The sequence below is a fragment of the Paraburkholderia aspalathi genome (assembly GCF_900116445.1).
In the GTDB taxonomy this organism is placed as follows: Bacteria; Pseudomonadota; Gammaproteobacteria; order Burkholderiales; family Burkholderiaceae; genus Paraburkholderia; species Paraburkholderia aspalathi.
In genome coordinates, this window is record NZ_FPBH01000005.1 from 71,661 (window position 1) to 92,307 (window position 20,647).

20 protein-coding genes and 1 riboswitch are annotated in these 20,647 nt (G+C 60.6%); of the genes, 10 read left to right on the forward strand and 10 right to left on the reverse strand.

What is annotated here, in order from left to right; all coding sequences use genetic code 11:
• Positions 1–45 precede the first annotated feature (45 nt).
• The gene (locus BM438_RS10065; protein WP_093634142.1) at positions 46–849 is read right to left on the reverse strand and encodes an anti-sigma factor family protein; all 804 of its coding nucleotides are present in this window, start codon (positions 847–849) and stop codon (positions 46–48) included.
• Between the two features lie 198 nt (positions 850–1,047).
• Between BM438_RS10065 and BM438_RS10070 the strand changes: the two genes are divergently transcribed.
• Positions 1,048–1,803, forward strand: a complete 756-nt coding sequence (locus BM438_RS10070) for a hypothetical protein (RefSeq protein ID WP_093634143.1) — start codon at positions 1,048–1,050, stop codon at positions 1,801–1,803.
• Positions 1,804–1,845: 42 nt separating this feature from the next.
• Here BM438_RS10070 and BM438_RS10075 read toward each other — a convergent pair whose 3' ends face one another.
• From BM438_RS10075 to BM438_RS10090, 4 genes are all read right to left on the reverse strand, one after another.
• A complete protein-coding gene (locus BM438_RS10075) occupies positions 1,846–4,305 on the reverse strand; it encodes a putative bifunctional diguanylate cyclase/phosphodiesterase (protein WP_143131685.1) in 2,460 nt (819 codons plus the stop codon).
• Between the two features lie 279 nt (positions 4,306–4,584).
• Positions 4,585–5,175, reverse strand: a complete 591-nt coding sequence (locus tag BM438_RS10080) for a TMEM165/GDT1 family protein (protein ID WP_093634427.1) — start codon at positions 5,173–5,175, stop codon at positions 4,585–4,587.
• A 10-nt stretch (positions 5,176–5,185) separates the two neighbouring features.
• Positions 5,186–5,373, reverse strand: a riboswitch (yybP-ykoY riboswitch).
• A gap of 206 nt (positions 5,374–5,579) precedes the next feature.
• Positions 5,580–6,179, reverse strand: a complete 600-nt coding sequence (locus BM438_RS10085) for an NADPH-dependent F420 reductase (protein WP_093634145.1) — start codon at positions 6,177–6,179, stop codon at positions 5,580–5,582.
• 103 nt (positions 6,180–6,282) lie between these two features.
• Entirely contained in the window at positions 6,283–7,017 is a 735-nt protein-coding gene (locus BM438_RS10090; protein WP_093634146.1) for an SDR family NAD(P)-dependent oxidoreductase, read from the reverse strand.
• Positions 7,018–7,147: 130 nt separating this feature from the next.
• On the opposite strand from BM438_RS10090, the gene BM438_RS10095 reads away from it, so the two are divergent.
• The 5 genes from BM438_RS10095 to BM438_RS10115 all read left to right on the forward strand — a co-directional run bounded on the left by BM438_RS10095 (position 7,148) and on the right by BM438_RS10115 (position 12,327).
• Positions 7,148–7,726: a TetR/AcrR family transcriptional regulator gene (locus BM438_RS10095; protein WP_093634147.1), complete on the forward strand. Its 579-nt coding sequence runs from the start codon at positions 7,148–7,150 to the stop codon at positions 7,724–7,726.
• 78 nt (positions 7,727–7,804) lie between these two features.
• A complete protein-coding gene (locus tag BM438_RS10100) occupies positions 7,805–8,953 on the forward strand; it encodes a porin (RefSeq protein WP_093634148.1) in 1,149 nt (382 codons plus the stop codon).
• A 2-nt stretch (positions 8,954–8,955) separates the two neighbouring features.
• Positions 8,956–9,642, forward strand: a complete 687-nt coding sequence (locus tag BM438_RS10105) for an ABC transporter ATP-binding protein (RefSeq protein WP_244179334.1) — start codon at positions 8,956–8,958, stop codon at positions 9,640–9,642.
• A gap of 13 nt (positions 9,643–9,655) precedes the next feature.
• Positions 9,656–10,621, forward strand: a complete 966-nt coding sequence (locus tag BM438_RS10110; RefSeq protein ID WP_093634149.1) for an ABC transporter substrate-binding protein — start codon at positions 9,656–9,658, stop codon at positions 10,619–10,621.
• Positions 10,621–12,327: an ABC transporter permease gene (locus tag BM438_RS10115; RefSeq protein ID WP_093634150.1), complete on the forward strand. Its 1,707-nt coding sequence runs from the start codon at positions 10,621–10,623 to the stop codon at positions 12,325–12,327. Before BM438_RS10110 ends, BM438_RS10115 begins: the two co-directional genes overlap by 1 nt.
• Before the next feature lie 51 nt (positions 12,328–12,378).
• Here BM438_RS10115 and BM438_RS10120 read toward each other — a convergent pair whose 3' ends face one another.
• The 5 genes from BM438_RS10120 to BM438_RS10140 form a co-directional block, all read right to left on the reverse strand.
• Entirely contained in the window at positions 12,379–13,248 is an 870-nt protein-coding gene (locus BM438_RS10120; RefSeq protein WP_093634151.1) for a hypothetical protein, read from the reverse strand.
• 191 nt (positions 13,249–13,439) lie between these two features.
• Entirely contained in the window at positions 13,440–14,693 is a 1,254-nt protein-coding gene (locus BM438_RS10125) for a DUF3734 domain-containing protein (protein WP_093634152.1), read from the reverse strand.
• 10 nt (positions 14,694–14,703) lie between these two features.
• Positions 14,704–15,486, reverse strand: coding sequence for a 3-hydroxybutyrate dehydrogenase (locus BM438_RS10130; protein ID WP_093634153.1), 783 nt, complete (start codon positions 15,484–15,486; stop codon positions 14,704–14,706).
• A 32-nt stretch (positions 15,487–15,518) separates the two neighbouring features.
• The gene (locus BM438_RS10135; protein WP_054033950.1) at positions 15,519–16,298 is read right to left on the reverse strand and encodes an acetoacetate decarboxylase; all 780 of its coding nucleotides are present in this window, start codon (positions 16,296–16,298) and stop codon (positions 15,519–15,521) included.
• A gap of 247 nt (positions 16,299–16,545) precedes the next feature.
• The gene (locus tag BM438_RS10140; protein ID WP_093634154.1) at positions 16,546–17,487 is read right to left on the reverse strand and encodes an AraC family transcriptional regulator; all 942 of its coding nucleotides are present in this window, start codon (positions 17,485–17,487) and stop codon (positions 16,546–16,548) included.
• A 266-nt stretch (positions 17,488–17,753) separates the two neighbouring features.
• Between BM438_RS10140 and BM438_RS10145 the strand changes: the two genes are divergently transcribed.
• The 4 genes from BM438_RS10145 to BM438_RS10160 all read left to right on the forward strand — a co-directional run bounded on the left by BM438_RS10145 (position 17,754) and on the right by BM438_RS10160 (position 20,647).
• Entirely contained in the window at positions 17,754–18,494 is a 741-nt protein-coding gene (locus BM438_RS10145) for an SDR family oxidoreductase (protein WP_093634155.1), read from the forward strand.
• A gap of 43 nt (positions 18,495–18,537) precedes the next feature.
• Positions 18,538–19,299: an SDR family NAD(P)-dependent oxidoreductase gene (locus BM438_RS10150; protein ID WP_093634156.1), complete on the forward strand. Its 762-nt coding sequence runs from the start codon at positions 18,538–18,540 to the stop codon at positions 19,297–19,299.
• A gap of 72 nt (positions 19,300–19,371) precedes the next feature.
• Entirely contained in the window at positions 19,372–20,220 is an 849-nt protein-coding gene (locus BM438_RS10155) for an SDR family oxidoreductase (RefSeq protein ID WP_093634157.1), read from the forward strand.
• Between the two features lie 106 nt (positions 20,221–20,326).
• Complete coding sequence (locus BM438_RS10160) at positions 20,327–20,647, forward strand: helix-turn-helix domain-containing protein (protein WP_093634158.1); 321 nt, start codon at positions 20,327–20,329, stop codon at positions 20,645–20,647.

The following is a 20,647-nucleotide window of genomic DNA, read 5'->3' on the forward strand; positions in this document are numbered from 1 at the left end:
AGCTTCGGCTTGCTGGGTGGTCGGAAATACGCGCTCCGCAAAACATCATGGGTTCAAACCGCCGCTGGTTTCACGGCTTCTGAACGCCCGCCCGAGCATGCTGCATGCGTCGACCGCCATGGATCGCAATTGCACCTCTGAGACGAGGCCAGTCAGCGCGCATCCCGTCCCCTGACTCTCCCAGTAGAACGTGCTGCGATTACCGTCACGAAACAGGCGGAACGCCGTCGCGTCCTTTGGAACCCCTGCAACGTACATCGTGAGCCGGGCGCCGGCCGTGTTCTGATACATGAACTGCGCGGCAGGGCCGGATTCGCCGGGCAGCAAGCGGCCGCCAATCAGCGAAAAGCCGTATTCCCGAAGCGAAGGCACCGACAAGCGCTGACCGAGGCGCCGTGACAGCCAGTCGACCAGTTGATCGCGTTGCGGCGCCGCTACTTCTACGGGGTGGCGTTGCTCAGGCGCGTACACCGCGAAAGCGATGTCGGCGCGCTTCGCGAACACGGGTGAATCAGCCGCGATATTCGTCGACATCCAGCCTGGTACTGAGCCGAGCGCCACGCCCATCGCCACGCACGATGCCGCCACACCGGCCTGTTGCCACCATGACGTACGGTGGCGCACGACGATACAGCGCGCATCGTCGTGCGGTTCTCCGAACAGTGCTGTCAGCGCGGCTTTTTGCGCGCGGTAGTTCGCCACGCGCTCGGCCGCCCGAGGGTTGGTCGTCAGTCGAACGAGCGTGGTCTCGTGCTCCCTGGCGGACAGTTCATCGTCGGCAAACGCCGATAGCGGCCGCAAATCCGGGTCGCCCAGGCCTCGCCTCGTTCGGTCTCCATGGTCGTTCATGGTTCGTTTCAAACTTCCCCCAAGCGGATGCCGCGTGATGATGGAATGTCGCGCAGAGCGCCATGCATCATTTCTAGCGTCGACACCCCGAATAAACGTACGGCGGGGCCGCTATATTCCATCAGGAACTGCGCGCAAGGTGGAATAGACGCCCCTGCAAAATCGTTTAGACGACATACGAACCACCGGTAGACTTCGATGAGCACTCGACAACAGCACGTCATCCGTTCTGTCAGCGCGGGGCTGCTAATTGCACCCGTTGCGTTGTTCGCTGGCTGCGGCGGCGGAGGCGGTGGAAGTAGCACAAGCAGCGTGTCGATGGTTTCGATCGCCGGTACGGCGGCGACCGGCAAGGCGCTCGCGAACGCGACGATCAGCATCAACTGCGCGCGGGGCTCGATGTCGGTCACAGCAGATGCGAGCGGAAACTACCACGCGGCATTCAGCGCAGCGATGCCGTGCATGATCGCTGCGACTTCGGGCGGGACGACGCTGCACTCCGCAGCGTTCGCCGGCGGCACGTTCAACGTCACGCCGGAGACGGATCTGATGTTGTCGTATCTGGCGGCGCAACTCGGTACGAATGAAAGCGGGCTGATCGCCGGCTTCGCGACGAACACGCAATTTCAGCAGACGCTGCAGAATCAGACGAACGTTCTGACTGCGCAGGCCGCTGTCGTCCAGAACCTGCAGCAAAAGTACAGTGTTACGCTTTCCACCGCCAATTTTCTGACCACCGCATTCACTGTCGGTCAGCCAGGCGAGGACAGCGATCTCGAAGCGCTCCTCTCTCTTGGCGCAATCGACGCCAATGGAGAACCGGACGCAGCCGCCGTCTCACTTATCGCGACGACGGGGGCCGCACATCCGATTGCCACATCGCCAAATACCGGCACAAACGGGACCGGTGGGACCGGCGTAGGCGGCACGGGAAGCATGGGCGGCATGATGTGAGGCAACACGACACACGCTCAACCGACACCACTCACGCACAGGTCAGGTCAATTCCACGGTGAAGTCACCCGCAGAATGGCTGCGGCTGGAATCGGGTGAACTCGTGCGAAACAGCGCAGTGAACTCCTCCGCAGGCAGAGGCCGTGAGAAAAGATAGCCCTGTCCCGCCTGGCACGACCATTCCCGAAGCAGTCTTGCCTGCTCACTCGTTTCAATCCCCTCGGCCGTGACGGACAGTCCAAGAGACTGCGCCATGGAAATCACAGCACGAACGATCGCATCGTCTTCCGCACTCGTGCCAATGCCCTGAACAAAGGAACGATCGATTTTCAGCACATCCAGCGGCAGCCTGCGAAGATAACTGAGCGATGAATAGCCCGTACCAAAGTCGTCGATTGCGATTGTGACGCCAAAGTCTTTCAGCTTCTGGAGCGTCTCGATACTCTTTTCGGTATCCCGCATGATCAGACCCTCCGTGACCTCCAGTTTCAGCGAGGCTGCTTCGATGTGAGCGTTGGAGAGCGCCGCAGCCACGTCGGCAACGAGGTGGGGATCATCGAACTGTCGAGGCGAGAGATTGACGCTAATCTGCAGCGGCGGTTCTGTTGGGAACTCCCGTTGCCAGCGGGCGACTTGCAGGCACGCCTCTTCCAGTACGTATCGTCCGAGCGGAATGATCAGGCCGCTCTCTTCTGCAATCGCAATGAACTCGGACGGCGGCAACAAACCTCGCGTGGGGTGCTGCCACCGCACGAGCGCTTCCATTTCCCGGAACCCTGCCTCCTGAAGCTGCATGATGGGCTGGAAGTACACGCGTAGATCGCGATGCTCGATCGCGTAACGCAGGTCCGTTTCAATCTCCAGCTTCTTGACTGCTTCAGCGTGCATGTTCTCTTCGAAAACCACGTAACGACCCTTTCCACCGTTCTTGGCTCGGTACATCGCAACGTCGGCGTCCCGCAACAACGTGTCAGCATCGCCGCGGCCGCGGCCCGCGTGCGCGAATGCCAAGCCGACGCTCGCGCTGACGATGTACTGCTTGTTGTCGAGATCGAACGGCTGACTGAATTGCGCAAGAATGTTGTCCGCGACCAGGGTGCCTTCGCTCGTCGCTTCGCTGCCCAAGTGTTCCAGCAGGATGACGAACTCGTCTCCGCCCAGTCGCGCGACTGTGTCAGTCGGACGAACACATCCTTCGAGACGCTTGGCCGCTGCGATCAGCAGCCGGTCTCCCACATGATGTCCAAGACTGTCGTTCACCCGCTTGAAGTTGTCCAGGTCGATGAAAACGACGCCGATCATCGCGTTACGCTCACGCGCGCGAGCTTCGGCCTGGCTAATACGATCCAGCAGCAGTGCGCGGTTCGGTAACGAGGTGAGCGTGTCGTAGAACGCCCGTCGCGCGAGCTGCTCCTCGAAGTTCTTTCTTTCGGTGGTGTCGCTCGCGGTCGCCACGATTGCGCCGACGGCCGGTTCGTCCAAAAGGTTCGTCAAGGTAAGCTGAATATAGCGCCACGCGTCGCCTTCGCCTCGAGTACGGATCTCGATGGATTTCGTGGATCGAGCCGTCGACGATACGGTCTCCAACAGGCCCTGCAGCGTGGGACGGTCGATGGGATGAATCGGATCGAGCAGACTGGTGCCGACGAGCTGGCCCATGTTCTTCAAGGGGTCCGGTCGTCGCGTCGGCGCCTCGTAAGTCACAGTCCCGTTGACGTCGGAAACGAGTATCGCATCCGACGTGTTGGCGACAAGTGCCTGCAACCTCTGTTCGCTCGTGCGCAGCGCGTTCTGAGCCGCCGCGTCCACGTTCTTGCGAATGCGCCGCAGCATCTGAAGAAACAGCAGCGCGAGCCCCACGCCGATCGCCAGCACTACAGGGGTCGATATCAGGACGACCCGTTGTACGGCAACGAGCCGTTCGAGTTGCTTCGTCGCATCGTCGCGGTGCTGTGCTGCTGCTGCGAGAACCTTTTGCTCGATATCGTCGAAGAGCGGATCGGCCGAGTCCTCGTCGATCTCGTTGGCTCTGGCGATATCGTGATCGTCGACGGCCTTGAACATCGGCTTGGCGAACGATCGATACTTCGCGTGCTTCTCCAGCAGGCCGCGCAGCATCGCGCTGCTGTCAGGCTCAAGGGTCATTGCCTTCTTTAGCGCCGCGTCGAGTGCTTCACCGGCCTCGCGGTGCTCGCGAAGAACCTCCGGGCGTGGGTCCTGGAAGTACTTGCGCTCGGCCGATTCCTCCCATGCAACGCTATAGCGGGCTTCCTCGAAAGCGTTATCCGCCTCGTTGGCGGCTTGCGCGGCGAAACCGGCACTCAAACTTTCATACGCGCCCCAGAAGGCCAGGAGCGGCACACTCAACAGAACGAGGACGAGACCAAATACTGCCGTGCGGCGCGCGGGGGGCACGTTCGACGACGTCTGCTCAACTTGGTCTTCTGCTGCGTTGCGTCGCCACAGATATCGACGCCTTTGGGTGCCCTTCTGTCTGATCACGATTGCTCCGATGTGGAACGGCACGTCGACCAGGTGACCTGTTCGAGCAGGTTGGGCGGAGGGAAACTGAAAGTGTCAGTCCGCCCGTAGACGACGTGCGCATCCGGAAGTCGTGATCCGACGCATCGCTCGGTTCGTTCGTTGACTCCGAACCGAGCAAATGACGGACGACTCCGATCCCGGTCCACGTTATGTCGGACCACCGCTTATTAACGGCACGCTCCGGTTTTTTCTAAAGGTCTCGCGTGGGTGGACTGCAGTGCGCGCGTCAGTCGCGAACTAGAACAGCGGATGCGCTTGCGGATACAGCGCGGTCCTGAGGGCGAGGCCACCAAGGACAACGAAGATGATCGCGGCCAGAATGTGGACCGCCTTTGTTGGCAGGCGATCCGCAAATTTGTGTCCCAGGTAGATGACGGGCACATTTGCCAACATCATGCCGAGAGTCGTGCCGGCAACCACACCGAAAAACTCGTGAAAGCGCGCCGCCAGAGCAATCGTGACGATTTGGGTTTTATCGCCCATCTCGGCGAGAAAGAATGTGAGCGCGGTTGTGCCGAACACACCCATCGAGTTTTTCGTCAGAACCGCGTCGGCGTCGTCCAGCTTGTCCGGAACGAGAATCCACACCGCCATCACGGCGAACGACGCGACAACCGCCCAATTCAGAATGCCTGGACTCAGAACGCTCGCAAGCCACGCGCCGAGTGCGCCAGATGCACCATGGTTGATGAGCGTAGCGGCAAAAACACCAAGGATGATGGGGATGGGCTTGCGATATCGCGCTGCCAGAACCAGGGACAGAAGCTGAGTCTTGTCGCCGATTTCAGCAAGGCCGACCACACTGGTCGAAATGAGGAAGGATTGCATGGGGGTTGTTGTATCCGGGCCGCGCAGAAAAAACGCGATGACGCGCATTCCGGCGACCCGGTTAGGTCGGAATGCGAGTCATCGGTCTTGCCAGGCATTTAGCTGCGCACGCCATAGCGGGTCTTTCGACTCGCCAAGTATGTTGACGTGCGCCCTCGAACATGGCGTTCGAGGCGGCTACTCCCCAATGAGCAGGCGCGATTCTATCGCGCCATGTGTTGCAGAGGCAAGTCGCCACAATAGCGCCTCTCGCAATCGAGCATTGCTGCGTGCGCCAATTATTACGAATGCCTTTCGCGCGCGATATGTTCGCCTCTTTCTTTGCGGAGTCGTCCGCTCCTACCCATAAGCGCCCGCGTCCACATCGAAGCGCGTGGCCGCTGTGACTTCGTCGTGAGGCGCCGCTATTTGAACTTGACGAGGTCCTTGAAGATCAGTTGACCCCAGGTATTCCCTCTGCCTTGGACAAGCAAGCCGCCATCCTTGAGCGGTCCTAGCGCAATCGGCGCGAAACCGAGTTGTTCGGCCAAAGCAGCGACCGGTGCCACCGCATTTTCGTCATCGCTCGACAAAAACACGACGCGGCTGCCGCCATTCACGCTCGGATCAGCGGCCAGAACGGCAGCGGGCAGATGGTTAAAGCCCTTTACGAACCTTGCGCCGGTAAACGCTTTGGCGACAACCGCAGCCGACGGCTGACCTTCCAGATCTTCAACGGGAACACCGAAACCATTTGTCGTGTCGATGATCGTCTTGCCCTGCCAGGTTGGGATCTGCTTCGCGACTTCGCGATGTTCCCAAAACGGAACCGCGAGGAAGATCGTGTCGGACGCGATTGCATCCTGCAGCGTCGCGGGGACAACGGTGGGGCCGATCGCTCGTGCCTGTTGCATCAACGCCTCGGGAGGGCGCCGGCTGGCGACGATCACATCGATGTTCTTTCTTGCAAACGCTCGGGCGAGTGCCTGGCCTATCGCGCCAAAGCCAATAATCGAATAGTTCATGCGAACTCTCCATTCAGTACTGTAAGGAATCCAAATTTATCGACACAAATCAGATCATCTTTGTCGAGTTGAAAGGTCGTTCTACGCGCCTTTCGGCGCGATTTCAGATGGCCGAGAAGCCGCCGTCGACAGACAACTCCACCCCATTCACGAAGCTCGAATCGTCTGACGCAAGAAACAGCGCGACCGTCGCAATTTCCTCAGGACGCCCCATCTTTCCCCGCGGGATCAGGGATTCGAACATCCGCTTCGCCTCTTCGGTGAGAACCTGGTCCTGCATCGGTGTGGCGATCGGCCCCGGGCTCAGCACGTTCACCCGGATATTCCTGCCCCTCAGTTCGTTAAGCCAAGTGCGTGCGAATGAGCGCAACGCCGCCTTGCTCGCCGCATACACGCCATAACCAGGGAAACCTTTCACCGAAGCAACTGACCCGGTCATGAAGATCGACCCGCCATCGTTGAACAGCGGCAACGCCTTCTGAACCGTAAACAGCGTTCCGCGCGTATTCAGACCGAAGGTCGCATCGAAGTGCTGCTCGGTAATCTCGCCCAGTGGGACGGCTTCGCCCGTGCCTGCGCTCGCGAACAGGATGTCGATCTTGCCCTTTTCCCGCTTGACTGTATCGAACAGGCGGTCGAGGTCGTCCAGATTGGCCCCGTCGCCGCGCACGCCGGTCACGTTCCGGCCAATCAGCTTGACGGCCTCGTCGAGCGCCTCCTGCCTCCGGCCCGTGATGAAGACATAGGCGCCTTCTTCAACGAACCGCTTGGCGCTCGCCAGCGCCATGCCGCTTGATCCACCCGTGATGACTGCAACCTTACCCTCGAGCTTTCCCATGACATCTCCTTTCGTGGTGTCGTACTGCGCGTCTGTTCCCATCTGCACGAATGTGCTGTATCTTGTGGATCACTGATCCGGATACAGGTTCATTATATTCGGATCGCTGATCCGTTTGTCAAGGCAATTTATGCGAGCTGACGCCAGAAAGAATTACGACCATCTCATTGCAGTCGCGCGTGACGTCGTCACCGAGCATGGTGCCGATGCATCCATGCGAGATATCGCCCGCCGGGCCGACGTCGGGTTGGCGACACTATTTCGCCATTTCCCGACACGAGAAGCCTTGTTCGAAGCGTTGCTGCGCATGAAAGTGGACGAACTGATACAGCAGGCAGTCGAACTCGAAACGTCGAATCCACCTGACGAAGCGCTGGTGTCCTGGTTTCGCGAAGGGGTTGCATTCGTTCGTACCTATAACGGTATCTGCGCCTTGTTTGCGACCGCGCACGCGGACCCGGACTCCGCGCTTCATGCTTCGAGCACAGCGCTGCGTTCAGCGGGCGCGCGACTACTGGTCCGCGCTCAAGCCGAGGGAACGGCGCGCGCCGATATCGATGGAGTCGACCTGTTCGCCCTGATGTCGGCGTTCGGCTGGCTCGTCGGCCAGCCCGGATTCGCGCCACGAGGGGATCATCTCTTTCACGTTATTACGGGCGCCATCCTGACAAATGGGTCGAGCAACGATGTCAAGAAGGCAGCGTTCTAGCGGCCCTCCTGTCACGCTGGTGACTTAAGGCCCGCTTACATTCGTGGCTCACATTTAATCCCAAAGAGGACACAATCCGTGAACCACTCCTACCGCACTACGGCGGTAGGCTGCTGTCTGGCCGTCTGCGCCAGCCTGTCTGCCTACGCACATGCCGACGAATCACCCGCCATTTCCGGCTCGTCTGTCACGCTCTACGGTATCGTCGATACCGGTCTTGAATATCTCACCAGCGCATCGTCGTCGAAAGGCGAGACGCATAGCGTCACCCGTCTGACGTCCGGCGATATGTCCGGCTCGCGCTGGGGCATCACCGGCACCGAAGATCTCGGCGGCGGCTCACGCACCTTCTTCCTGCTCGAAAGCGGCATCAACGTCGATAGCGGCGCCCTGCTGCAAGGCGGCCGCGAGTTCGGCCGGCTCGCCTATGTAGGCATCGCGAACGACACCTGGGGCTCGTTCTCGCTGGGCCGCCAGGGCGGCCTGTTCCTCGACTGGGTCAGCGAATACAACCCGCTGAAGAACGCGGTCTATGCCATCAAGATGCAAGACCCGGCATTCTCGGACCGGCTCGACAACACCGCTCGCTATGAAAAACGCTTCGGCGAACTGACGGCGATCGTGCAATACAGCTTCGGCTACGACGCGGTCACGTATGGCCCGCAGCCGGCCGGCGACACGCGTTTTGCCCGGGTGATCGAAGGCGGCCTGCGTTATAAGCACGGCCCGTTCAGCGCGACGCTCGTGTACGACCAGAAAAATGGCGGCAGCACGAGTCCCACAGCCGCGCATACCTCGAAGGTCGGCGGCTACGAAGGCGATACGGACCGCCGCGTGTCGTTCGCAGCAAGCTACAAAATTTCCACGGTCACGACTTACGCCGGCTACCGATACCTCGATTCGCATGCGGTGCACCTGAGCACGCTGAGCACATCGCCCGTTGAAGCAACCAGCCTCTACTGGCTCGGCGCGACCTGGCTAGCGCAGCCTAACCTCGCGCTCTCCAGCACGGCGATGTACCAGAACTTCTACGGCACGTCGCGCGACCCATGGTCGTTCCAGGTTGATGCGGACTACTTCCTGTCCAAGCGTACCGACCTGTATCTGAACCTCGCGTACGCGCTGAACCGAAACGGCTCGAACCTGGGTCTGAACGGCTTCGGCACGGACGTGGTGGCCGGCAAGAACCAGTTCGGTCTGATGGCCGGCATCCGCCACAAGTTCTAAGCATGCAAATGAACGACGCGAGCGTATCGATCCACTTGCGCGGACTTCGTCAGCGTTTCGGTGAGCAGACCGTGCTCGACGGCATCGATCTCGACGTGCCGGCGGGCACGACGCTCGCGCTGCTTGGGCCGTCCGGCTGCGGCAAGAGCACCCTGCTCAAGCTGTTGGCCGGGCTGCTGCGTCCGGACGAGGGCTGTGTGATGTTCGGCGGCGAGACCGTGGCCGATCCATCGCACTGTGTGCCGCCGGAAGCACGCGACCTCGGCATGGTGTTCCAGGACTACGCGCTCTGGCCGCACATGACGGTAGCGGGCAACGTGTCGTTTCCGCTGGAAATGCGTGGCGTGCCGCGCGCCGAGCGGATTGCTGCGGTCGCACAAGCGCTTGCGCGTGTCGGCCTCGAACAGATGGCCGCGCGCCGCCCGTCGGCGCTTTCCGGTGGCCAGCAGCAGCGCGTCGCGCTGGCACGCGCGATCGTCGCGCGTCCACGCGTGTTGCTGTTCGACGAACCGCTCTCGAATCTCGACGCGCAATTACGCGCCACCCTCTGCGACGACATTCGCACCGTCCTCGCGCAACTCGGCACGACCGCCGTGTACGTGACCCACGATCGCAGCGAAGCCGATGCGCTCGCGCACACGATCGTCACGCTTGCGCAGGGACGTGTAGCGCAGACTGTCCATCGATAACGGAATCGCTACAATGTATAAGCTACTTTCTTCTATCGTTTGTTCCCTTTTCCTCGCCTTCGGGCCGATTACTTCCGTGCACGCGCTTACTGTCTACACTGCCGGTCCTGGCAATCTCAGCAAAAAACTCGCGCAAGGTTTCGAGCGCAAAACCGGCGTCAAAGTCGACCTGTTTCAGGCCACGACCGGCAAGGTGATGGCGCGCATCGAGGCGGAATCGAGCAACCCGCACGCTGACGTCCTGATTTCCGCATCTTGGGATACGGCCCAGGATCTCGAGCGGCGCGGCTGGCTCGCCCCCTACACGAGCCCGAATGCGGCACACGTGCCGCCCATGTTCAAGGCGCCGTCTTACGTCGCGCAAGGTATCTCGGCGCTTGGCATCGTCTGGAATACACGCGCGGGCAAGCCCGAGCCGCACGACTGGCGCGATCTCGCCGCGCCCGAATATCGCAATCAGGTGACCACGCCGAATCCTGCGCTGTCAGGTGCCTCGCTCGATCTGCTATTGGGCCTGCAGGACCGGCTCGGCGAAGCCGCATGGACACTATTCGACAGCCTGCACAAGAACGGCATGCTCGTGCTCGGGCCGAATGCGCAGGCGATCAATCCGGTGCTTCAAGGGGCAAAATCAGCCGTGTTCGGCGCGGTCGATTACGTCGCGTACGGCGCGGCGGCCAGCGGCGAATCGGTCAAGGTGATTTTCCCGAGCAGCGGCACGGTGATCGCGCCGCGGCCGATGATGATCCTCAAATCGTCGCATGCTCAGGCGGACGCCCGGGCATTCGTGGACTACGTGCTGTCCGACGAGGGTCAGCAACTGGTCGCCGCCGCCTACCTGATTCCAGCGCGCGAAGACATCGATTCGCCGCGGCCGCGTTTGAAAGACCTGAAGCTCCTGCCACAAGACGATGGCAGCAATACGAAGTCGCGAGCCGAGGTTCTGTCACGCTTTAACGCGCTGTTCGGCGAACACTGATGGCCAGCGTGATCGCGCAACGCGGCCTCGCGCGACGCGGGTGGCGGTTGGGGCGCGTCGGGCGCACCGCCGCGCTTGGCATGCTGTTCGTCGCATTGGGGCTGCTGGTTGCGTTGCCTACCGCCTTCGTCGCGTTGCAGGCGATCTTTCCGCAGTTGAGCTCCGTTGCGCATCCCTTTGCGGCGATCCGTTCGACGCTTACGCAATCCGACACGTGGCCGCTGCTCGGCAACACGTTGCGTTTCGGCGTTGCCGTCGCGCTGGCGAGCATCGCTTTAGGCGTGCCGCTCGGCGCGCTGCGTGGCTTGACGCGATTGCCAGCCGCGCGGCTATGGGATTTGCTGTTTCTCGCGCCGTTTCTGATTCCGCCGTATCTCGCGGCACTGGGCTGGATGTTGCTTCTGCAGCCGCACGGGTATCTCCAGCAACTGGCCGGCTTCGATCTCGGCGGTTATCTGTTTTCGTTCGCAGGCATTGCGCTCACGATGACACTGAGCGTGTTTCCGGTCGTGTATTTCGCGGTCTCGCGCGCGTTGATGTCGACCGGCGGCCGGCTCGCACAGGTCGCTCGGGTATGCGGCGCCACGCCATGGCGTGCGTTCGTGCGCATCACGCTGCCGCTCGCCGCGCCGGCGATTACCGCCAGCACCTTGCTCGCCTTCACCATGGCGATCGAAGAATTCGGCATTCCGTCCGCACTTGGTGCGCGTGCCGGCTTCAGTTTGCTCGTGACATCGATTGAAGCGCGTTTCTCCGATTGGCCGATCGATCTGTCCGGCGCAGCGGTGCTCTCTACGTTGCTCGCGCTCACCGCGCTTGCGGCCTTTATTGCGCAACGGCGTCTGCTCGCCGGCCGCGACTTCGATACGCAAACAGGCAAGCCGGTTGCCAGCGATCCGTTCGAACTCGGTCGCTGGCGGTGGCCGGTTTTGTTGCTGTTCGGCGCGGCGGCGTTCTGTACGACGATTGCGCCGCTCGGCGCGATCGTGGCGACGTCTTTCGTGCGTACGCTGTCGGGCGGCTTGAGCGTGTCCAATCTGACGCTCGCGCATTTCGCAGCGATCGCCTCGGTGGGCGAAGGCGCCGGCGCCCTGTTCACGAGTCTCGGTCTGGCCGCAGCGACCGCCGTGTTGACAGGGACACTGGGGTTTCTGGCTGCGTGGATCATCATCAAAACGCGCACGCCTGGACGCGCTGCGCTCGACGGCCTCACGCTGCTGCCCCATGCGATGCCCGGCATCGTGGTCGGCGTCGGTTTGATCCTCGCTTGGAACCTGCCCTTCTGGCCCATCACGCCGTACAACAAGTGGGCCATTCTCCTGCTGTCGTATAGCTGCCTGCTGCTGCCCTATCCGGTGCGTTATGCGAGTGCGGCGCTGCGGCAGATCGGCGGCAGCCTCGAGGCCGCGGCACGCGTGCATGGCGCAACTGAAGCCCGCGTGCTGTGGCGCATCGTCTTGCCGCTGGTGGCCCCGCCGCTCGCGGCGTCGATGATGATCGTCTTCGCGGTGGCATCGCGCGAACTCGTGACCTCGCTGCTGCTCTCGCCAAGCGGCGTGCAAACCGCGTCCGTATTCATCTGGCAGCAGTTCGAGCAGGGTTCGATCGGGGACGGTATGGCGATGGGCACGTTGATGCTGGAGATCAGCGGCGCCGTGCTTGCGTTGGCATCGCTTTGGACACGGCGTCTGGATGTGCTGCCTTGAATTGCGCCGCGCCGACGACTGAGATTCGTCGGCGCGGCAAAACTGCGATTGTTACCGGCTACAGAAGGTCGGCTGATACTTGTAGACCCACGCGGTCTTCGTCGAACTCGGCGATTGCACCCAGTTCGTCATGCCCTGGATCGTATTGAAGATCAGTTGCGAGCGCGAAGTGACCTTGTCGGTGAAAACGCCGTTGTCGTTAACGTCGACTTCGAAGGAGATTTCCGCGAGCGCCGGCGTGCTCGAACCGTTGGCGTACCAGACGGTCATCGTGAAGTCAGCGTCTTCCTGACCGAGATCGCTGGTCGGGCCGTCAAAGGTCAGCTCATGAATCGACAGACCGCTCACCGGCGCGAGCGACTGGCTGCTGATGCTGTCGAATACGTGGGTGGTAGGGAACAGGTCGTTGATGTCGCTCAGGTGGTTGATGTTCTTGGAGTTGGAGAGCGGTTCGTTCGTCGAATGCGAGTACGTTTGATTCGAAGGCGGTGTGATGTCGTCTTCTAGCTTGCTGCTGGCCTTGGACGAACTGCCGCTGACATCCGTATTCGCCGAGGTGGTTTCGTTTGCTGAGCCGAACTTCAACTCGATATTGCGACCGCTGCTGTCATCGCGTTCGCGCATCGAGTAGCCGGCCTGCTTAACGGCGCAGGTTCCCGGCGAGTCGTAGTACAGCACGGTGCGATCGTTGTCGGCGCTAAAAGTCTTCTTGACCGTGCTATCGAAGCCGTTTGCCGCGAGACTCGCCTGAAGATCCGTCAAAAAACGATTGGCCGTATCGACGGGCGAACTGTCGAACGCAACGGGATTGAGCAACACTTTGTATTCGCGGCTGCCTACGCTCGGCGTGCCAGCGTGAGCCACTTGGGACGCCGCGAAAAGCGCGAGCGCTGCTGCATGATTCCATTTGATCTTTGTCATTTCGGTTCTCATGGTTGAAGGGGTACTGCAACCGTGACATTAGTTATCCGAAGTGACGTTGATGTGAAGTTTCAGAAAAATTGCGGCAGTGAGCGCGACGTCGCGGACTCGTCGCGCAATCACGCCTTATTCAAGTTGCTAATCGGCGGCCACTCCATTGAAACAGCGGAGTGGAACCGGTCAGTGATTGTTCACGCAGCGACTTTCCGTTCCGCTCCGAGGGGCAGTTCGGGCATGTCACGATCAGACTGCGGCACAGTGCCGGGCCGGCGATGCACGTCATGCGTCACGAAACCCTGTTCGCGGCTTGGCACATCGAACCACTCCCGATGCGCAAACGAATCGCGAATGTCTTCAAGACCACTTTCCCAATGCTCGTGCATCGTGTCGACGCTGAACTCGTAGTCCTTGTAATGCCCTTCATACGGCTTGTTCTTGTAGATCAGGTGCACCACATTGATCGCGCTGCCGTCGGCTGCTTCTTCAGCGAGACGGAATAGCGGATCGGTCCTGCGCAGATCCGGTGGAACATGCGCGAGCAACTCCTTGACGAACCGTGCATGCTTCTGACGATCCGCCAGCATGCTGGTTATCGCCCGCGTGCGGCTGGAGTACTGGATATCTTTGGCGCGCTCGGACACGTCGAGAAAATCTCCCGGCGCATTACCTCGCGCGCTCCACAGATCGACCTGGAAAACCAACGTATCTTTGTGGTCCGCATCGCGAAGCACTTCGGTCAGCGGCGTGTTGGAAACCAGCCCGCCGTCCCAGTAGTACTCGCCGTCGATCTCCACCGCCGGAAAGCCTGGCGGCAACGCCCCTGACGCCATGAAATGCTCCGGCTCCAGACGCATTTTCGTGTTGTCGAAGTACACCAGGTTGCCGGTCCGCACGTTCACCGCCCCCACTGAAACGCGAATGTCGCCATCGTTGATTCGATCGAAATCGGCGAACTTCAACAACGTTTCCCTCAAGGCGGCCGTGTCGTAATAGCTGACCGCGTTGGGGTTTTGCTTGCCGAAACCTGCCATTGGCAACGGGTTGCGCGGCGAGAAGAAACCTGGCTGCCCCTCTGTCAACGCGCGGCTGGCTGCCCACAAACTCGCCCACTTGCGCGACAGGTCCTGCGCGCCGAAGCCGGGCAGCATCCATGCGCCCAGACCACCGACCCAATCGAGCGGATGGCAGATCGAATCCCAGAAACCGCGTAACGCTTCCACGCGGTTTTCGGGCGCATTGCCGGCAATGATGGCGGTGTTAAGCGCGCCGATCGAGACACCGGCGATCCAGTTCGGTTGCACACCGGTCTCGGCCAGGCCTTCGTAGACGCCGGCCTGGTAAGACCCCAGCGCGCCGCCACCTTGAAGCACTAGCGCGATCTCGTCGTAGCGCGGCAGCACAAACGCATCCGGCTGCCCGTTGATTTTTTTTGTGCTGCTGCGCATACGCGACCCCTTATTGCATTGACCAGCCGTGGCTCACGATCACCGACTGCCCGGTGAGCGCAGACGATTCGAAGCCTGCAAGGAACGCAACCGTATTGGCGACGTCCTCAACGGTAGTGAATTCACCGTCGACGGTTTCCTTGAGCATCACGTTCTTCACCACTTCGGCCTCGGAGATACCGAGCGCCTTGGCCTGCTCGGGAATCTGCTTGTCGACGAGCGGGGTGCGCACAAAGCCCGGACACACGACATTCGCCCGCACGCCGCGCGGTCCACCTTCCTTCGCAACCACTCGGGCCAGTCCCAGCAAGCCGTGCTTGGCGGTCACATAGGCGGACTTCAGCTTCGACGCCTCGTGTGAATGCACCGAACCCATGTAGACGATCGAGCCGCCCTTGCCGCCCGCGTACATGTGCTTGATTGCCGCCTTGGTGGTGAGGAAGGCGCCGTCCAGATGGATGGCCAGCATTTTCTTCCAGTCGGAAAACGCATACTCCTCGATTGGAGCGACGATCTGGATACCCGCGTTCGACACGAGCACATCGATGCTGCCGAGCTCCTGCACCGCACGTTCGATGCCGCTATTGACTGCTTCTTCATTCGTCACATCCATTGCAACCGCCAGCGCCTTGCCGCCCGCGGCGACGATGCTGTCGGCCACTTTCTGTGCGTTCTCGAGATTCAGGTCGGCAATCACTACTGCGGCGCCGAGGCTAGCCAGTTTGCGTGCGCACTGCTCACCAATACCGCTTGCTGCGCCCGTCACAAGCGCGACTTTATTGTTCAACGACATGTTGCGTTCCTTCCTTATCGGTTCACGGACCGTTATTGATTGACTGCGAGCTTCACGCTCTCGGTTGTGGCGAGATAATCGAGCGCAACCTCGCCGATATCCAGTGTGAGATTAGCAATCACATGTCGCGCGCCGACCACCCGTTTCACTGGCAGATCGGCGACGGGCGCCAATGCGTGCGGATGCAGTTCGAGCGCGGCGGGACCGGACCACGCACCCAGCACGCTCACGTCGCGCAGATAGAAACGCACGAGTTCGCACACGCGCGCCGAACCATCAACGTGCGGGATCACTTTCAGCAAATAATTCGGTGTGTCCGCAAGCTTCTTGCGTTCAACCTCGATGTCGAGCGGCACATGCTTGAAGCCCATCGTGCCGGTTGCGATACGTTGTGTGCCGTAGTCGAGTGTGCCGAGCAGCGTGTCGTTGCCGTCTACGCTCAAGGTCGGCTTGGCCAGCTTCTTCGGAAAGCCCCAGATCTCGCGGCCGCCGGCGATCGGGCCTTCGTCGTCGAGGTACATCGAATGCGTGTAGTTGCCGAGGCGACCTTGCTGGTCTCGCACCGAGATGACCTGGCCGCTTTCGGTGTAGTCACCGAAGCCCGACGAATCCGGCATGCGAATGAATTCGTAATGCACGAGGTCGTTTTCCGGATGCAACGGCTCCGGCACGATGGCGCGCAGCGCATCGAAATCGGTCTCATACGAGATGATGAAGTATTCCCGATTGATGAAGCGGTACGGCGGCCGGGGGTAGGCTGGATTGTGAACGGGCATCGCAAAGGCGTCTTTGCGGATCGAAGCGAGGTTCATGAGACTCCTTTATGACTGGCACATGCAGCACCGGTGCAATGGTAGAGGCAAACCTCACGCGATAAGACCCATCATTCGTCAATAGACCGTTTACCACACTGCAACACTGCCGCTGGAACTTTGGCGGCGTCATGCAAATCAGTGCATGTCTAAACACGCCAGAAAGGAGCGAAGCACACCGGCCCCAAAAAAAGATCGCGCGAGCGCGATCCGATGCATAGCACCGGGCGCCCGCCTCATTTTGAGGTCAGTGAGAAGCAGAGAACGCGTCGAACGTCGCAGCCGGAGATAGCGCGAACGATGCCCGCATATCTCGAGCCTCATCGACCGGTGAGCGTCCGAAGAAACGCTTGAACTCGCGGCTGAACTGCGAGGGACTTTCATAACCGACACGTGCCGATGCAGAGGCTGCCGTCAAACCGTCGCGAATCATCAGCAGCCTCGCCTGATGCAAACGCGTCGACTTGATGTATTGGATCGGCGAGGTGAGCGTGACGGTTTTGAAGTTGACATGAAACGCGGGAACGCTCATCCCCGCCTCTTCCGCGAGACGACTGACATCCAACGGCTGCGCGTAGTCAGTGTGAATTCGCCGCAGCGCTTTCGCGACCCTGCCGAAGCGCCCCTGATGCGCGAGTGCAGCCCTCATCGCTGCGCCGCGTTCCCCGATCAATACCCGGTAGCAGATTTCCCGCACGATTGCGGGCCCCAGCACCTCCGCGTCCAGAGGTGACGTCAGGGCTTGCAGCAGGCGCAGGGCCGCTTCGGCGAGGTCTCCCTCGAGCGGCGTCGATACGATCCCTAGCGGCGTGCCTTCCTGATGGCTTCCGCTGCGATCGATCGCCAGTATCAGATCGGTCAATTCGATCAGATCGAGTCGCAACGTCACAGCCAGCATCGGCTCGGCCTCGCTCGCTTCGGTTTCAGTCGAGAACGGCAGTGGCACGGACAAGATCAGATAGTGCTGGGCGTCGTAGACATACACCTCCTCGCCCAGAAACCCCAGCTTGCGCCCCTGGCACACGATCACGATGCTGGGCTCGTACAGCACTGGTGTGCGCCCTAACGGACGGTTGGAGCGCATGAACCGCACGCCCTCCAGCGCGGACTGCGTGTACCCCTCATTCGGCGCCAGACGCTCAAGCAGGCTCACCATCTTTGCGGAAACCGGGTTGTCGGCAACTGTCACGAAGACTCCTCTTTCGCCAGATCGGGTGAATAAATTCTACCGGATACGCTCGGCGGCCCGCATCCACTTCAATAGGAATAGGCAATACCGCGATTGTCACGTGTATTCGCGTGCAGGAGCTCGGCTCATAAGATGGGTCATTGGCTGCACGGTGTGGCCGAAGCGCGCGGGAGACCGCGCCGCGATTGCCTTGCCGCCTCGTGCGCAGACTTCGTAGCCTCTCCCTCAGACAAACCTGCACAGCTTATTGGCACGGAGAACGCAACATGACAACGCAAACCCATCAACCCAAAGTCATCCTTATCACCGGGGCAAGCAGCGGTATCGGCGAAGCAACCGTCCGGCTGCTCGCCGCCCAAGGTCACCAGCTCGTGATCGGCGCACGGCGCACGGAACGACTCGCGGCGCTGGCCGAAGAAATCCAGGCAACCGGCGGCTCGGTTCGTTACAAGGCACTCGACGTCACGTCCGCCGAAGACGTCAACGCATTCGCCCAATCCGCACTGGACGCCTTCGGCCGCATCGACGTGATCGTCAACAACGCCGGCGTGATGCCTTTGTCGCCCTTGAGCGCGACAAAGGTGGACGAATGGAATCGCATGATCGACGTGAATATCCGCGGCGTGCTGCACGGCATTGCTGCGGTCCTGCCGACCATGGAGCGCCAGGGGTTTGGCCAGGTCATCAATATCTCCTCGATCGGCGGCCTCTCTGTCACGCCGACGGCCGCCGTGTATTGCGCCACCAAGTTCGCCGTGCGCGCTATCTCGGACGGTCTGCGTCAGGAAACCGACAAGATTCGCGTGACCGTGATCTGCCCGGGCGTCGTGGAATCGGAGTTGGCCGATTCGATCTCCGACGATACCGCGCGCGCAGCGATGCAGGACTTCCGCCGCGTGGCGCTGACGTCAGACGCCATTGCGCGTTCGATCGCCTACGCAGTCGAGCAGCCGGCGGACGTGGATGTCAGCGAAATCGTTGTGCGCCCAACGGCGAGCCCTTTCTAACAAGTCTCATCTCTTGATCCTCATTTCCTTGGAGCAATTCATCATGACTTCACAAGCATCCACCCACCAACCGTTCGCCGGCAAGGTTGCCATCGTCACCGGTGCGGCAAGCGGCATCGGACTCGCCACCACCGAACTGTTGCACTCGCAAGGCGCGAGCGTGATCGCCGTTGGACGCGGCAACAATGTCGAAGCGTTGGCCCGGCCCGGGATCGTCCCGCTCATCGCCGACGTCGCGCATGAGGAAAGCGCGGTGCGCGCGGTGGCCGCTGCGATGGAACACTTCGGCAAGCTGGACATTCTGGTCAACAACGCCGCGATCATCATTAACAAACCGGTCATCGAGATGACGCTCGACGACTGGAACGGTATCCAGGCGGTCAACTCCACCGGCGCATTCCTGTTCTCGCGTGAAGCCATGCGCGCGATGATGCCGGCGAAGACCGGCGCAATCGTCAACGTGGGTTCATACGCGTGCTACCAGGCGTTTCCGCTGATCGCGGCCTATGCGGCCTCGAAAGGCGCACTCGCTCAGTTGACGCGCGCCATGTCGCTCGAGGCGATCGATCACGGCATTCGTGTCAATGCGGTGGGATCCGGCGATGCGGTGACAAACATCACGAACCATCTTCATGACGACGGCCCGGCCTTCCTCGCCGAGCACGGTAAGAATGCGCCGATCAAGCGTGCGGCCGATCCGCGTGAAATTGCTGAAGTAATCGCCTTTCTGGCTTCTGAGAAAGCGAGCTATATCGTCGGCGCAGTCGTAATGGCTGACGGTGGAATGAGCGTGGCACTCAAGTAAGACTCTGACCACATTCTTTTGAAACGTCGCTGAAATTTTATTTCGTATTCCATATCTATCAAGGAAATTATCATGAACAAGTCCGCAAAAATCTGGTTTGTCACTGGCGCATCGAAAGGCGTCGGCCAACGGCTCGTACGGCAACTCCTCGCGCGTGGCGATTACGTCGCCGCGACTTCGCGAACCGTGGCGTCGCTGACGGAAGCGATCGGCCCCGCATCGGAGCAATTTCTTCCTCTGCAAGTGGATCTGACCAACGATCAGAGCGTGCACTCCGCCATCGCGCAAACGGTCAAGACGTTCGGCAAGGTCGACGTGATCGTCAATAACGCCGGCTACGCACAACAGGGCACCGTCGAGGCGCTTTCGGACGAGGAGCTTCGGCAGAATTTCGAAGTCAACCTGTTCGCACCGCTGTTGGTACTCCGGCACGCGCTCCCGCATCTGCGCGAGCAGCGCGGCGGGCATGTTATCAACCTCTCCTCGATTGTCGGCTATCAAGGAGGCTACGCTGGTTGGGGCAGCTATGTGGCGAGCAAGTTCGCGCTCGCGGGCCTGACCGAGTCGCTCGCGGCCGAGGTGGCCGAGTTCGGCATCAAGGCAACGGTGGTCTACCCTGGGCCGGTGCGCACGGAGTTTTTGTCGAGTGGCGCGCTAGCGGTGGCCAAACGACAAATCGATGAATACACCGAAGCCAAGGCATCGCTCGATCTGCACCTGGGCACGCTGCACGGTCATCAGGCCGGCGATCCGGACAAGTTGGCCATGCTGATCATGCAGGCTGTTGATGTCGCCGAACCGCCGTTGCACCTGTTCGCCGGCAAGATCGCCAACGAACTGGCGGCGCAAAAAGCCGCGGCGGTCCAACGCGATCTTGAAGCGTGGAAGGGCTCATCCGAAGCGACGGATTTTGTTGAGTAACCTCAAAGGCAGGCAGCGTTCAGCGATGGACGCTGCCTGGCGGGAATTCCAATGTTGGAGTAAACGTGATCGAATGTTGGAGTCGAAGAATCTAGTGGGATTTGCAATGGCTAAGGGACCTTTCAGAAGCAGTGCGTCGGAAGCAATTCATAGCGCAGCTTCCGGTCTGCATCGAGCAAAAGTCATCGACAAAAAGACGATGCGTGAGTATGACGATCTGTGCATCGAAAAGGCACCGGAGTTCAACGCGAAAGAAATCGCCCGCATCCGGAAAAGCGTGAACGTCAGTCAAGGTGTGTTTGCCTTGTACCTCAACACAACTGCGTCAACCATTCGTCAATGGGAACAGGGCGACAAGAAGCCCAGCGGGATCGCCGCTCGTATGCTCCAGCTCGTACAGAAGAACGGTCTTGAGATTTTCGGTTGA